Raw genomic sequence first — 13,600 nt, 5'->3', positions numbered from 1 at the left:
CGCGGGCGTGGCTCACGCCAGCTCGGTGGCAATCTGCTCCGCGACGCGCAATCCATCAATGGCCGACGAGACGATGCCGCCCGCATAGCCGCACCCCTCGCCCGCGGGGTACAGGCCCTTGCAGGACACCGACTGCAGGTCCTCGCCGCGGGTGATTCGCACGGGGGACGACGTGCGGCTCTCGATGCCGATGAGCTTGCCCTCGTCGCTGATGAAGCCGCGCATCTTCCGGTCGAAGGTCTTCAGCGCCTGCTTGAGGGACGTGGTGAGCCGCTCCGGGAACAGCCGGTTCAGGTCCACGTGCGCCAGGCCCGGACGGTAGCTGGTGCCGCCCGGGTCCTTCTTCACGCGCCCGGCCAGGTAGTCCGGAATCGTCTGCGCGGGGGCGAAGAACTTCCCGCCGCCCAGCTCGTACGCCTTCTGCTCCCAGTGCCGCTGGAACTGCAAACCAGCCAACGGTCCGTGGAAGCCCTCGCGCTCGAAGTCCGCCACGGAGACGGAGACGACGATGCCCGCGTTGGCGTAGCGCGCGTTGCGGCGCGAGTTGCTCATGCCATTGGTGCACTGCAGCCCGTCCTCGGTGGGCGTGGGCACCACGATTCCGCCCGGGCACATGCAGAACGAGTAGACGCCGCGCACCTCGCCGTCGACGTCCAGGTTCTCCGCGAGCTTGTAGTCGGCGGGGGGCAGCTTCGGGTTCTTCGCGGCGCTGCCGTACTGGATGCCGTTGATGAGCGTCTGCGGGTGCTCGGCGCGGAAGCCCAGCGCGAAGGGCTTGGCCTCCACGCTGACGCGGCCGTCGGCGGCGAAGCGCTCGTACAGCTCGCGCGCGGAGTTGCCGGGGGCCAGGATGACGCGGTCGCTCTCCAGCGTGCGCCCGTCCGCGAGCTTCACGCCCGCGACGCGGCCGTCCTTGTAGACGAGGTCGTCCACGCGCTGGCCGAAGTGCACCTCGCAGCCGCCAGCGATGAGCTCCTCGCGCAGCTTCGCCACCGCGCCCGGCAGCAGGTCCGAGCCGATGTGCGGCTTGCCCTCGACCAGGATGGCGTCCGGCGCGCCGTAGCGGGCGAAGGCCTCGATGACCTTGCGCACCATGGGGTGGTTGATGCGCGTGGACAGCTTGCCGTCCGTGTACGCGCCGGCGCCGCCCTCCCCGAAGTTCATGTTGCTCTCCGGGTCCAACGTGCCGTCGCGCATCAGCTTCGCCACGTCCTTGCGCCGCGCCACCACCTCGCGTCCCCGCTCGATGAGGATGCTCTTCACGCCGCGCTCGAGCAGCCCCAGCGCGGCGAACAGCCCCGCGGGACCCGTGCCGATGATGATGGGCCACTGCTCGGGCGGCTTCACCGCCGTCAGCGGCTCCGGCGGCGGCGGCGCCTCGCCCACGTCCGGCGGCAGCTGCCTGGGCTTTCGCCCCGGCGCCATCTCCACCTCCAGCGTGTAGATGTAGCGCGGGCTGCCCTTCTTGCGCGCATCCAGCACGGAGCGCACCACCCGCACGGAGGCCAGGTCGGAGCGGGTGACGCCCAGCTTCTCCGCGGCCCGCTGACCGAGCAGCTCCTCCGGCTCGTCCAGCCACAGCCCGATGTTGTTCACCCGATACGCCATTGCCGTTCGCTCCTGGTGGGGGGCGCGTTCTGCTCCACCCCGCTGAAAGATTGCAAGCACTTGAAACCACGAGGGGCTCGAGGCCGCGGAACGGGTGCGTACCTCGTGATGCACCCGGCCATCCAGTTCCCTCGGGGGTTCCCCCGGGTGCGTAGCCCCCTTCGCACCCCGATTCACCCCATGCCGACCCGTGCGGCTCTTCAACCCCTGGGAACTGCTGGTGAATCCGTTTGGAAGAGAACGACTGGCACGGGGGTTGAAGAACAAGGCTCGAGTGATTAGCCGGCGGCCCTCGTTGTTCGCGCCGCCCCCAAATTTGGAGGCATTGACTGTGAGCACCGATCAAAAGGGCACCCGGATCCTGGCGCGCACCTTCTTCAACCAGCTTCGCGCCAGCGGCTACACGCCGCACCAGGTCATCGGTATCGCCACGGAGCTGCTCGATCTGGTGACCTCGGACCTGAAGGAAGGCGACAAGGCCGTCGCCGTGCCTGCGTCCCCGGAGCAGGGCTCCGAGTGGCGTCAGCGCGCCTGAGCGTGCGAGACTCACCCCAAGCGCCCCTCGGCGGGTGAGCGAGCTCCGGACGGGTTCCGGGGCTCCCGCCCCCTGAGGTGGTGGTGGACCGGCGTCAGCCGGTTTTTTTATGTCCGGTTGACCGCCGAATCGCCCGCTGGCGCCCCTGGAGAGCTCGCTTCGCGTCGGCGGGTGTAGGCCGCCGAGCCCGCGACGAAGAGCAGCCCCGCCGTCATCGCGGTGAACACGGTGCTGGCCGTGTACTGGGCCAGGAACGCGAGCAGCACGCCGCCCGCCACGAAGGCGCCCACGTCCACGCCGACGGGCCTTCGCTGGGGCAGCACCAGCACCACCACGCACGCCGTCAAGGGCAGGCCGAGCGCCACCTGGCGGACGATGGCGTCGGTGCTCGTGCGCACCGTCTCCCAGTTGTGCACGAGGATGGCCGCGAAGATGACCACCGTGCCCAGCGCGAGCACCAGCACGCCCGCGGCGGCCGCGTCCTTGGTGAGCCGGGCCTTCTCGTCGAACTGCTGGACGGCCAGGTCCACCAGGTGTTCGAGCGCGCTGTTCAGGATTTCCGCGAAGAAGATGAGCAGCACGCAGAAGATGAGGGTGACCTTCTCGGCGAGCCCCAGGGGGATGCCGCTGCCCACCAGCCCCACCAGCACGGCGGAGATGAGGTGCAGGCGCATGTTTCGCTGGTGGACGACGGTGTGGATGAGGCCCGCCCAGGCATGGCCGAACGAGGCGAGGAACCCCGAGCCGCGACGGGGAGGGAAGGTAGGAGGTGGCCGGGCAGGTACGGTCATCGGAACCTGAAGGGACGGGCAGGCTAGCACTCACGGGTTCGATTGCCGTGGAGATGTGAATGGGTAAGGTCGGCGGCCATGAGCACCGACTTCTTCCGGGCGCGTCCAGGCGGCGTGCTGCTGGCCCTCCTGTTGACCTCCACCCTCGCCTCCGCCCAGGCCCCCGTGCACACCCACGAGGGCGAAGTGGGCGCCTGTGGCCTGGAGCCCCCGGACGCGGTGTACCTGCCGGCGCCGTCCCGCCGTGCGCACGAGTCGAGGAAGCTGAGCGCCGCCGACGCGCCCGTGGTGCGGCGCGAGCAGCGGGACGGCACGACGAAGGCCTCGCTCGCGGGGGTGCCCCAGACGCGGACGCGGGCGGGCGCGCTGTCCGGGAAGGTCATCTACCTGAGCCCCGGCCACGGCTTCTACCGGGCGCCCACGCTGTCGCGCTGGGCCACGCAGCGGCCCAACACGTGGGCGGTGGTGGAGGACCTCATCTCCGCCGAGGTGGTGAACCAGTACCTGTTGCCCATGTTGATGGGCGCGGGCGCCACGGTGGTGCCGGTGCGCGAGGCGGACCTGAACTCGCGCATGGTCATCGTGGACGACGGGGGCGCGGGCTACTCCGAGGCGGGGGACACGGGGCTGTTCCGCGCGACGGAGCAGAAGGGCTGGGCGACGCCTTCCTTCCCCATGGGCAACGCTGTCGAGCCGTTCACACAAGGCACCACGCGGGAGCTGCTCACCACGCAGGACTCCACGGCGACGGCGACCTGGGCGCCGGTGGTGCCCGCGGACGGCAACTACCATGTGTACGTCTCCTATGGCGCGGCGCCCACGCGCACCCAGAACGCGCACTACGTGGTGCGCCACGCGGGCGGCGAGAGCCACTTCCGCGTCAACCAGCGCCGCCACGGTGGGACGTGGGTGCTCCTGGGCCGCTTCTTCTTCAAGGCGAACGCGGGGCCGGAGCGCGCGGCGGTGGTGCTGATGAACGACGCGGAGGAGGGCGCCACGGTGTCGGTGGACGCGGTGCGCTTCGGCGGCGGCTCGGGCGTCATCGGCGACGCGCAGATGGCCGCGCTGCAGCGTCCCCGCTACGAGGAGGCCGCGCGCTACCACGTGCAGTTCAGCGGCGCGCCCGCGAGCGTGTACGCGCCCACCGGGGCCAACGCCATCGCCAACGAGCGCAACGCGGACGTGACGGCCCGCGCGCGCTTCGCCGCGTGGCTGCACGAGGAGGGGGAGGACGCGGTGTACGTGGCCTGGCACACCAACGCCTCCACCAGCGGCAACGTGGTGGGCACCGAGGCCTATGTCTACGGGCCGAACCCGGTGGACGGCACGCTCAACTTCACCGGCGTGCCCGGCAGCGACGTGCTGGGGCGGGCGCTGTTGGACGAGCTGGGCGCGGACCTCAAGCGCGAGGTCGACCCGACGTGGCGCGTGCGCAGCCTGCGCTCGGCGAACCTGGGCGAGGTCAACCCCACGCACAACCCGGAGATGCCGTCGGTGCTGCTGGAGATCGCCTACCACGACGCGGTGGCGGACTCGAACCGGCTGAAGGAGCCGGCGTTCCGCCGCGTCGCCGCGCGCGCCATCCTCCAGGGCCTCATCAAGTACTACGCCGCGCGGGACGGCGTGGCGGTGACGCTGCCGCCCGAGGCCCCCGACGCGGTGGTGGCGCGCAACGTCTCGGCCGGCACGGTGGAGGTGCGCTGGGCCGCGCCCCAGGCCAACCCGGACGAGGAGGGGCGCGATGCGCCCACCGCGTACCGCGTCTACCAGAGCGAGGACGGCCAGGCCTGGGACGACGGCACCGAGGTGTCCGGGACGAGCCTGAGCGTGCCGCTGGCGGCGGGCGTCTCGCGCTACTTCCGCGTCGCGGCGGTGAGCGCGGGCGGCGAGGGCTTCCCGTCCGCCATCGTCGGCGTGCGCTCGGGGGACGCGCCCCCGGCGCTGGTGGTCAACGCCTTCGAGCGGCTGGACTCCGCGCTGGCGTGCGGCGAGGCGCTGGACGCGTATGGCCTGGAGGCCCCGCTGCGGGTGCTCCTGGAGACGATGAACGACGGTACGTACGTGCGCCGCCACGGGGACGCGATGAGCCAGTCGGGCGTGGCCTTCGACAGCGCGACGAGCGGGGCGGTGGCGGCGGGGCTGGTGTCCGTCGGAGCGGGCTACCGGGTGGTGGACTGGTTCACCGGGCGGGGTGGCGCTGCGGGCGCCGGACTGACGCGCGCCGAACAGGACACGCTGCGCGCGTATGTGATGGGCGGTGGACATCTGCTGCTGTCGGGCAGCCAGGTGGCGTCCGCGCTGTCGGTGGGGGACTCGGACGACAAGGCCTTCCTCACGGACATCCTCCGGGCCTCGGTGGGGACCGGCGCGCCGCCTCGGAGCGTGGAGGGCGTGCCGGGAGACTTCCTGGCGGATTGGACGGGCGTGGCCCTGGACGACGGCACCCGGGGCGCCTATCCGGTGGGGTCCACCGATTTGCTCATCCCGGCCTCGGGCGGCTCGGCGGTGGTGCGGTACGCGGGGACGGAGCTGGGGGCGGGCGTGTTCTCCATGCCCGCGGGGCAGGTGCTGCTGTTGGGGGTCCCCTTCGAGGCGGTGGTGGACCGGGCGGCGCGGGCCCGGCTGTTGTCCGCGTTCCTGGTGCGCGCGGGCTTCCCCGCGCCGGGCTCGCCGCCCGTCGGGGATTCCGGCGAGACGGGGCCCGGCCTGTTGAGCGGGTGCGTGGCGCCGCGCGGGGTGGACCCGCATCCTCCCGAGGAGCCCGAGCCTCCCGAGCCCCCGGAGCCCATCGTCCTGGACGCGCTGCCGCAGTTCTACCATCCGCTGGGCGACTCGGGCTGCGGCTGCGGGGCCGGCGGGGGAACGGGCGCGGGGCTGTGGCTGTTGGTCGGGGTGATTGTTCAGCTTCGACGCGCGCGCCGTCGCACGAGCGACCTGAAGCGTTGACTCAGCGGGGCCGCGTGCCTACGGTCGGCGGCCCTCGTTTTCTGACGTGAAAACCGTTCGTGGGCGCGCCTTTCGCGCCCACCTCTTCTAAGGAGACACGCACATGGCCACTCGCATCGCCATCAACGGGTTTGGACGCATCGGTCGCTGCATCCTCCGCGCCGCGCTCAGCCGCAAGGAAGACCTGGAGATCGTCGCCATCAACGACCTGGACAAGCCCGCCGCCCTGGCGCACCTGTTCAAGTACGACTCCGTGCACCGCACCTGGCCGGGTGAGGTGAAGGCGACGGACAAGGGCATCGTGGTGGACGGCAAGGAGATCATCGTCACCGCGGAGAAGGACCCCACGGCGCTGCCCTGGAAGAGCCTGAACGTGGACGTGGTGCTCGAGTGCACCGGCCGCTTCACCGGCCGCGAGGGCGCCGAGAAGCACCTGAAGGCGGGCGCCAAGAAGGTCCTCATCTCCGCGCCGGCCAAGGGCCCGGACCTGACCATCGCCTACGGCATCAACCACGGCGAGTACGACGCGTCCAAGCACCACATCATCTCCAACGCCTCGTGCACCACCAACTGCCTGGCGCCCATCGCCAAGGTGCTGGTGGACAACTTCGGCATCGAGAAGGGCCTGATGACGACGGTGCACAGCTACACCAACGACCAGCGCATCCTGGACCTCACGCACGAGGACATGCGCCGCGCCCGCGCCGCCGCGCTCTCCATGATTCCCACCAGCACCGGCGCCGCGAAGGCCATCGGCGAGGTGATTCCGCAGCTCAAGGGCAAGATGCACGGCCTGGCCGTCCGCGTCCCCACGCCGAACGTGTCCCTGGTGGACCTGACGGTGAACACCGAGAAGAAGATCACCCAGGAGGCCGTGGTGGAGGCCTACCGCGCGGCCGCCGCCGGCCCGCTCAAGGGCATCCTGGAGTTCAGCGACGCGCAGACGGTGTCGGTGGACTACAACGGCAACCCGCACTCGGCCATCTTCGACTCCACCAACTGCTTCGTGATGGGCGACAACATGCTGAAGGTCATGGCCTGGTACGACAACGAGTGGGGCTTCTCCAACCGCATGGTCGACACGGCGAAGTTCCTCGTGTCGAAGGGCGTGTAGTCCGTTTCCGGTCCAGGGAGAGCCAAGATGATCCGCTACATCGACGAGCTGCAACTCACGGGCAAGCGCACCTTCATCCGCGTGGACTTCAACGTCCCGCTCGACGGCCGGAAGGTGACGGACGACACCCGCATCCGTGAGGCGCTGCCCACCATCCGCCGCGCGCTGGAATTGGGCGGCAAGGTCATCCTGGCCTCCCACCTGGGACGTCCGAAGGGACCGGACCCCAAGCTGTCGCTCGAGCCGGTCGCCGTGCGGCTGGCCGACCTGCTCGGCGGCAAGCACGAGGTCATCCTCACGGATGACTGCGTGGGCGACGGCGTGAAGAAGCAGGTGAAGGAGCTGAAGGAGGGGCAGGTGGTGGTGCTGGAGAACCTGCGCTTCCACAAGGAGGAGGAGGCCAACGACGAGGCCTTCGCGCGAGAGCTGGCCGCGCTGGCGGACGTCTACGTCAACGACGCCTTCGGCACCGCGCACCGCGCCCACGCCTCCACGGCGGGCATGGTGCCCTTCGTGAAGGAGAAGGCGGCGGGCCTCCTGATGAAGAAGGAGATCGAGTACCTGGGCCGCGTGCTGAAGACGCCGGAGAAGCCCTTCGTGGCCATCCTGGGTGGCTCGAAGGTGAGCGACAAGATCAAGGTCATCGAGAACCTGCTGCCCAAGGTGGACGCGCTCCTGGTGGGCGGGGCGATGGCGTACACGTTCCTGAAGGCGCAGGGCGTGGAGGTGGGCAAGTCCCGCGTCGAGGAGGACAAGCTGTCCTTGGCCACGCGCCTGCTCGAGGCGGCGCACCGGCTGAAGACGCCCATCGTCCTCCCGGTGGACCACATCGTCGGCACCGAGCCGACGGAGAAGAGCTCCGCGCAGGAGACGCCGGACAACGCGGTGCCCAAGGACATGATGGGCCTGGACATCGGTCCGAAGACGCGCTCGCTGTTCACGCAGCACATCCGCGACGCGCGCACGGTGGTGTGGAACGGGCCCATGGGCTTGTTCGAGGTGGCGAAGTTCGCCGAGGGCACGCGCTCGGTGGGCACGGCCATGGCGAACAACAAGCAGGCCATCACCGTGATTGGCGGCGGGGACAGCGCGGCGGCCGTGGAGCAGATGGGGCTGGCGGATCAGCTCAGCCACGTGTCCACGGGCGGCGGGGCCTCGTTGGAGTTCCTGGAAGGCCGCGAGCTTCCGGGCATCAAGGCGCTGGAGACGCGGTAGTCTCCGTCGCGCCCAAGCAGCAGCACCACCACATCCACAGCGCTGGGGGAGTGACACATGGCCGTCTCGTCTCGACGTCGGAAGATCGTCGCCGGCAACTGGAAGATGAACAAGACGGTGCCGGAGGCCCTGGCGCTGGTCCGTGAGCTGCGGGGGGCGGTGACCTCCGTGGGGGATGTGGTGGAGGTGGTGGTGGCGCCGACGTACCTGGCGCTGCAGGCGGTGCACGTCGCGCTGGAGGGCGCGCCGTTGCAGCTGGCGGCGCAGAACTGCCACTGGGAGTCGTCGGGTGCGTTCACCGGCGAGGTGTCCGCGCCGATGCTGGCGGAGCTGGGGTGTGCCTACGTCATCGTGGGGCACTCGGAGCGCCGGCAGCTGTTCGGCGAGACGGACGAGACGGTGAACAAGAAGGCCAAGGCGGTGCTGGCCGCGAAGATGACGCCGATCCTCTGCGTGGGTGAGACGCTGGCGGAGCGCGAGGCGAACCGGACGTTGGAGGTGGTGGAGCGCCAGGTCCGGGGAGGGCTGGAGGGCTTCGAGGCGAAGGACGTGGCGGGCTTCGTGCTGGCGTACGAGCCGGTGTGGGCGATCGGGACGGGGCGCAACGCGACGTCGGCGCAGGCGCAGGAGGTCCACGCGGCCATCCGGGCGCTGGTGGGCCGGCTGTACGGCGAACAGACGGCCGCCCAGGTGCGCATCCAGTACGGCGGCAGTGTGAAGCCGGATAACGCCGCGGAATTGCTGGGGCAGCCGGACGTGGACGGGGCGCTGGTGGGGGGGGCGAGCCTGAAGGTCGGCGATTTCGCGGCCATCATCCAGGCGGCCCGGTAGGGTAGGGCGCGCGATTTGGTGCTATCGGCGCACTGTTTTCTGCAATAAGGTGCGCCCTCTTTTCACGGAACGTTCGGAAAACTCCACATGCTGACCTTCGTCACGATCGTGCACGTCCTCGTGTGCGTGTTCATGATCTTCGTCATCCTGCTGCAGCCGGGTAAGGACGCTGGCATGGGCTCGGCCCTCGGCGGCGGCGCGGCCACGAGTGCCTTTGGTGGTCGTGGCGCGGTGACCTTCCTGAGCAAGCTCACCGGCGTGTGCGCGGCGATGTTCTTCTTCACGTCGCTGGGCCTGTCCTTCGTCGGCCTGAAGTCCTCGGTGGCGGCGGGTGGTTCCATCGCGGCGCCCGCTCCGGCGGCTCCCGCGGCGCCGGCTCCTGCGGCGGGTGAGACGTCGTCTCCGGCGGGTCAGCAGGCGGCCCCTGGGACGGTGGAGCAGCCGCGCGGTGAGGCGGCTCCGGCCGAGGGCCAGCAGGCCCCCGCGCCGACCCCGGCTCCCTGAGGAGCGGGTTGAAACAAATCGGAGCACGCAGCGGTTAGAAACTCGTTGCGTGATCCGAAGCGGTCCTGTAGATGGTCCGCGCAGCAACGCCCAGGTGGTGGAACTGGTAGACACACCATCTTGAGGGGGTGGCGCCGAAAGGTGTGCGGGTTCGAATCCCGCCCTGGGCAACCCGAAAGAGCCTCCAAGTCCCTAGGACTTGGGGGCTTTTTCATTTTCAGCCGATGGCGTCCTGTTCATGTGCCCCCAATGTGCCCCTCGCGGGGCTGTCGAGAGCCTTCACGGCTTCTCGTCGGGTGTCTGGACTCAGGTGGGCGTACCGCATCGTCATGTCGAGCGTGGCGTGCCCCATCAGCTCCTGGATGACCTTCATGGGGATGCCCCTCATCGCGAGGTGGCTGCCGTAGGTGTGGCGCAGGTCGTGCCAACCGATGGTGCCCTTCTCGCGAGTGACGCCCGCCCGCTTCAGCGTGGTGATGAGCAGGTGGTCCATCATCCCCGGAGTGAGGTGCTCTCCGTTCTCTTGGCAGAAGACGAAGGGGCCTCGGAGGTGTCGGTGGGACTTGAGCGCGTCCACACCGGATTGAGGCAGGTCCACCGTCCGGGAGCTGCCGCCCTTCGGAGTGCCCTCGACGCCGCGCCAGATGGTCCGCTTGACGTGGAGCTTGGCGCGGATGAGGTCGACGTCCGACCACTGGAGCCCGATGAGTTCCCCCTGCCGTAGGCCCGTCTTGAGCGCCGTCGTCAGGAGGGCCGCCTCTTGGGGCGTGGCCGCATCGAGGAGCTGATCCACCTCTTCGAAGGTGAGGAAGTCGTAGTCGGGCTTCGCGACCTTGAAGAGCTTCACGTCTGGGGTGTGGGCCAGGACGTTCTGCTCTTTGGCGAGGTTGAGGAGCTTGCTGAGGACGGCCAGGGCGTTGTTGATGGTCTTCAGGCCCAACGTCTTCGGCTTGTTGACCTTGCGCCGTCGGAGAGCTCGCTTGGATGGGGTCTCAGAGTGGCCGCTGAGCCGTCGGGGCTTCTTCTTCATGGCGGCCTTGAAGTCCTCGATTTCGGCTGGGCCGATTGCATCGAGCTTCTTCTCCCCGAAGAAAGGGAGGATGTGATCCCTGAGAATCTGCTGCTTGCTGACGACGGTGGAATGCTTGTTGTTGTTCTCGCTGTAGGTGAGGAACTGCTGGATGAACTTCGCCAGCGTGAGAGCCTCTGCCTCCTCCTTCTTTTCCTTCCCGAAGGTTCCGGCCAGGAGTGCATGACGGAGTTGGCGCTCGTACTCTTCAGCACCACGACGGGTGTTGACGGGAGACGCCTTCCGCACGCGCTCCACCGAGCCGTCGGGATGTTGGTACTTCACGTCAACCCACCACGCTTCCTGCACCTTTCCCTCCTTGGTCTTCCACTTCCGCAGTCTGACGCTCACGACTTTGCTCCGAGCGAAGGACCGCTGTTGCCCGAGAACCAAGCTAGCAGTGCGTCGCGCTGGACGCGGAGGGCTTTCCCGATGCGGACGACGCCGGGGACGCTGCCGAGCCGGATTGCCTCGTAGAGCGTCTTCCGGTTCACGCGCAGCAAGTTGGCGGCCTCGTCCACGGTGAGGAAGTCCGGGAGAGCTGGCGGGCTGTTAGGCGTGGGCGCTGACATAGCTACCTCGGGAAGACGCGGTGGGGCGCGAGGCGACCGAGGGCGTGAAGCCCGATGCCGATGGCGTCCCAGACGTTGTGATGGAGGGAGGAGGCAGTGGGCATCTCCACGCGCAGGTGCTCGGTTGCGTCGAGGCGCTGCTTGATGCGCTCGATGAACGCGTCTGCGTCAACGGTGCCCTTCCAGTCGCGCGGGTATACGCTGCGGCGGCTGGCGACGTTCGGCAGGAGACCACCGAGCATGCCGACGACGCCCGCAAGTTGGATGAGGTCGTTCTGGTCGCCCTTCTGGTCGGCGGCGCTGTAGACGCGGGGCAGCTCGATGACGAGTTGGAGGGGCGCGTCGCTCATGCGTGGACGGAGCCACTCGCGGACCGCGAGGGCCATGGATGCCCACGAGGCCAGCGACAGCTCCCCATCCTGACGCGTGGGGTTCTTCGGAAGTCCGGCGGCCAGCAGCGTTGCACGCTCGCCCATCAGCACGTCGAACACGGCAACGCCGCAGTGCCGGAGGCCCGGGTCAATGGACACGAGCTTCGCGGGGTGTTGCGCGGAGGGCGTCTCAGGAAGGAGGCAGGTGCTCACTCCTTCTTCAATGGGGACGCTTTCCGCGAATGGTTCAGGCCGCCTTCGCCGCAGGCTCCCAAACCAGCAGTGCTATCGACGTTCATGAATTCATGAGTTGCGGTCGCGCAAGATGTCTGAGACTCGATGATACGGCTCGCCTTCCAGATTCAGCTTGGCCGCTTTCGAAAGAGTTAGTTCGGAGAATGATAGTGCGCCTGAAAGGACGCTTCGGAGATCTACGCCCTCCATGAGAATGATGGATTTCGCAGGGCTCTGTTTTAAGAGAAGCGGAACGTTGTCGGACCACCCATTGATCGAAAGAAATACCCCCATGGTCTGTTTCCCAGATCTGTCCAATTGACCATGAAGGCCATCAAGCTCGCGTATGTTAGCCAGCTTCTTTCGCCAGCGACATTCTACGATGTAGTGCCACCCCTCAAGCTTAAATGCGCCGTCGATTTGCTCTCCTCCTTCATTGCGAGTGAAGCTTCTTTGTACGTCCACGCCTTCGATAGTGAGTAGTTCCGTCAGTAGGTCTTGGAGTTGGTAGCCGCGTCCTTGCTTGTCGGCGTGTCCGATGAGGTCATCGAATGCGCGAAGCAACCTGTCGAGGTCTTCGAGTGTGGATGTTTTTGCGGCGGTGGGCTTGGTGGCTTGATGGGAGGATTCTTTTGGAGTTCTCGGAATGGGAATTCCCGCCTCAGATAGAATCTCGTCGATGCGCCGACAGACTTCTGGCTTTTCGCGAGCGAGCTTTGCGCAGAAGTTGCGCAGCATTAGGGCCCGCTCGCTTGGGAGCATTTCCTGTGCTCCTAGTGTGAGGATCCAATCGAATATTCTCTGGGCGCGTACGGATGTGATTGCTGGATTCGGAAAGGAGTCACGATTGAATCTGAATAGGGCACTCCCGTATCGGTCAATCTCGTTCATGCTGGTGTCGTATTTGAGTAGGTCACCGATCTCGGTGGCGATTAGTCGTATGTTGACTGCCATTCTCCCTCCCCATGGACATGCGATCTTTGATGCTCCTCACTGTGCTTGCTGTGGTGAGCTTCCATACGATAGCGCATGTCGATGAGCCCAGCGAGAGCAAGTCCACCCCTGCTTTGCCAGAATGAAGAGGCGGGGCGGGTGGTGCGTATTGGTGTGGGATGTTTGCCTCTTCTCCGAGGCGTTGTCGCACCTTTGGGGTGTGCCTTTCGATTAGAGCGATAGCGTTAGTCGCCCTCTGTCGTCACGCATGGTGGCCGCGTCCTTCGAGAGCACGCGCGAGAGGGCCGGCTCGGCTTCGATGGCGCCCGCCAGGTCCGGTGTCACCTCCCGCATGGCCTGCCTCATGAGTTCCGCCATGCGCTCGGCGGCATCGTGAAGCCGGTTGGGGCAGTCTGCGCGCAGCTCCGCCACCAACTCGTCATGCACCATGAGGACGAGACGCGAACCCCAGAGAGGGGGTAACCGACCGACGGGCGGCGTTCGAAGGGTGCACCCTTCCGTTCGCGCCGCGTGATAGCCGCGCACCGAGTTCTTCGACGCCGAGGCCTGCGTGACTTCAGGAGGAGTCTGGCGAGGAGGCAGAGGCCGGTTGCCAGCGGTGCGGCAGCAACTCGTCCAGGCGTGACGCGGGGTGGCTGCCCAGGCGCATCAGCACGTCGGCGAGGTACGCCTCGGGGTTAACGCCGTTGGCCTCGCACGTGGCGACCAGGGAACTCAGCCCCGCCAGGTTGCGACCTGCCTCGTCATTGCCGACGAAGAGATAGTTCTTCCTGCCCAGGGCAACGCCCCGTTCATTCTGCCGTAAGCATCGCGGAAGTTGCCCAGGTCCAATACCAATGGCACCCCTTGGTGGGCC

General features: G+C 67.8%; 14 protein-coding genes and 1 tRNA gene. 7 read left to right on the top strand and 8 right to left on the bottom strand.

Features of this window, described 5'->3' with window-relative positions; translation table 11 throughout:
- Positions 1-12 precede the first annotated feature (12 nt).
- A complete protein-coding gene (locus tag K8625_RS13185; protein ID WP_223782923.1) occupies positions 13-1,608 on the bottom strand; it encodes an NAD(P)/FAD-dependent oxidoreductase in 1,596 nt (531 codons plus the stop codon).
- A gap of 331 nt (positions 1,609-1,939) precedes the next feature.
- Here K8625_RS13185 and K8625_RS13180 point away from each other — a divergent pair, with 331 nt between their 5' ends.
- Entirely contained in the window at positions 1,940-2,143 is a 204-nt protein-coding gene (locus K8625_RS13180) for a hypothetical protein (RefSeq protein WP_174816750.1), read from the top strand.
- Between the two features lie 107 nt (positions 2,144-2,250).
- Here K8625_RS13180 and K8625_RS13175 read toward each other — a convergent pair whose 3' ends face one another.
- The gene (locus K8625_RS13175) at positions 2,251-2,934 is read right to left on the bottom strand and encodes a diacylglycerol kinase family protein (protein WP_223782922.1); all 684 of its coding nucleotides are present in this window, start codon (positions 2,932-2,934) and stop codon (positions 2,251-2,253) included.
- A 78-nt stretch (positions 2,935-3,012) separates the two neighbouring features.
- Here K8625_RS13175 and K8625_RS13170 point away from each other — a divergent pair, with 78 nt between their 5' ends.
- The 6 genes from K8625_RS13170 (at position 3,013) to K8625_RS13145 (ending at position 9,714) form a co-directional block, all read left to right on the top strand.
- Positions 3,013-5,880 (top strand): N-acetylmuramoyl-L-alanine amidase, encoded by a 2,868-nt coding sequence (locus K8625_RS13170; protein ID WP_223782921.1) that lies wholly within the window; start codon positions 3,013-3,015, stop codon positions 5,878-5,880.
- A 103-nt stretch (positions 5,881-5,983) separates the two neighbouring features.
- On the top strand, positions 5,984-6,994 hold the full coding sequence (gene gap, locus K8625_RS13165) for a type I glyceraldehyde-3-phosphate dehydrogenase (protein WP_141323170.1): 1,011 nt from the start codon (positions 5,984-5,986) through the stop codon (positions 6,992-6,994).
- Positions 6,995-7,021: 27 nt separating this feature from the next.
- A complete protein-coding gene (gene pgk, locus K8625_RS13160) occupies positions 7,022-8,209 on the top strand; it encodes a phosphoglycerate kinase (protein WP_141323171.1) in 1,188 nt (395 codons plus the stop codon).
- Positions 8,210-8,266: 57 nt separating this feature from the next.
- Positions 8,267-9,040 (top strand): triose-phosphate isomerase, encoded by a 774-nt coding sequence (tpiA, locus tag K8625_RS13155; protein WP_046713063.1) that lies wholly within the window; start codon positions 8,267-8,269, stop codon positions 9,038-9,040.
- Between the two features lie 87 nt (positions 9,041-9,127).
- Entirely contained in the window at positions 9,128-9,544 is a 417-nt protein-coding gene (secG, locus tag K8625_RS13150) for a preprotein translocase subunit SecG (protein WP_046713064.1), read from the top strand.
- 88 nt (positions 9,545-9,632) lie between these two features.
- Positions 9,633-9,714: transfer RNA gene (locus K8625_RS13145), tRNA-Leu, on the top strand.
- Positions 9,715-9,761: 47 nt separating this feature from the next.
- Here the strand turns inward: K8625_RS13145 and K8625_RS13140 are convergent.
- From K8625_RS13140 to K8625_RS13115, 6 genes are all read right to left on the bottom strand, one after another.
- Positions 9,762-10,964 (bottom strand): site-specific integrase, encoded by a 1,203-nt coding sequence (locus K8625_RS13140; RefSeq protein WP_223783165.1) that lies wholly within the window; start codon positions 10,962-10,964, stop codon positions 9,762-9,764.
- Positions 10,961-11,185, bottom strand: coding sequence for a helix-turn-helix domain-containing protein (locus K8625_RS13135; protein ID WP_223782920.1), 225 nt, complete (start codon positions 11,183-11,185; stop codon positions 10,961-10,963). Before K8625_RS13135 ends, K8625_RS13140 begins: the two co-directional genes overlap by 4 nt.
- A gap of 2 nt (positions 11,186-11,187) precedes the next feature.
- Complete coding sequence (locus K8625_RS13130) at positions 11,188-11,769, bottom strand: hypothetical protein (RefSeq protein ID WP_223782919.1); 582 nt, start codon at positions 11,767-11,769, stop codon at positions 11,188-11,190.
- 90 nt (positions 11,770-11,859) lie between these two features.
- The gene (locus tag K8625_RS13125) at positions 11,860-12,528 is read right to left on the bottom strand and encodes a restriction endonuclease (RefSeq protein ID WP_223782918.1); all 669 of its coding nucleotides are present in this window, start codon (positions 12,526-12,528) and stop codon (positions 11,860-11,862) included.
- 426 nt (positions 12,529-12,954) lie between these two features.
- A complete protein-coding gene (locus tag K8625_RS13120; protein WP_223782917.1) occupies positions 12,955-13,101 on the bottom strand; it encodes a hypothetical protein in 147 nt (48 codons plus the stop codon).
- A gap of 199 nt (positions 13,102-13,300) precedes the next feature.
- Positions 13,301-13,600 (bottom strand): transposase domain-containing protein (locus K8625_RS13115; protein ID WP_223782916.1); only part of this gene is annotated, 300 nt, incomplete at its 5' end.

The organism is Myxococcus sp. AS-1-15 (assembly GCF_020037055.1).
GTDB lineage: Bacteria > Myxococcota > Myxococcia > Myxococcales > Myxococcaceae > Myxococcus > Myxococcus fulvus.
This window is presented reverse-complemented; position numbering and strand designations above follow the sequence as displayed.

Coding starts and splice junctions, on each gene's coding strand:
- K8625_RS13185 (WP_223782923.1), bottom strand. CDS start 1,608: ATGGCGTATCGGGTGAACAACATCGGGCTGTGGCTGGACGAGCCGGAG.
- K8625_RS13135 (WP_223782920.1), bottom strand. CDS start 11,185: ATGTCAGCGCCCACGCCTAACAGCCCGCCAGCTCTCCCGGACTTCCTC.
- K8625_RS13120 (WP_223782917.1), bottom strand. CDS start 13,101: ATGGCGGAACTCATGAGGCAGGCCATGCGGGAGGTGACACCGGACCTG.
- K8625_RS13175 (WP_223782922.1), bottom strand. CDS start 2,934: ATGACCGTACCTGCCCGGCCACCTCCTACCTTCCCTCCCCGTCGCGGC.
- gap (WP_141323170.1), top strand. CDS start 5,984: ATGGCCACTCGCATCGCCATCAACGGGTTTGGACGCATCGGTCGCTGC.
- pgk (WP_141323171.1), top strand. CDS start 7,022: ATGATCCGCTACATCGACGAGCTGCAACTCACGGGCAAGCGCACCTTC.
- K8625_RS13170 (WP_223782921.1), top strand. CDS start 3,013: ATGAGCACCGACTTCTTCCGGGCGCGTCCAGGCGGCGTGCTGCTGGCC.
- tpiA (WP_046713063.1), top strand. CDS start 8,267: ATGGCCGTCTCGTCTCGACGTCGGAAGATCGTCGCCGGCAACTGGAAG.
- K8625_RS13125 (WP_223782918.1), bottom strand. CDS start 12,528: ATGCTGCGCAACTTCTGCGCAAAGCTCGCTCGCGAAAAGCCAGAAGTC.
- secG (WP_046713064.1), top strand. CDS start 9,128: ATGCTGACCTTCGTCACGATCGTGCACGTCCTCGTGTGCGTGTTCATG.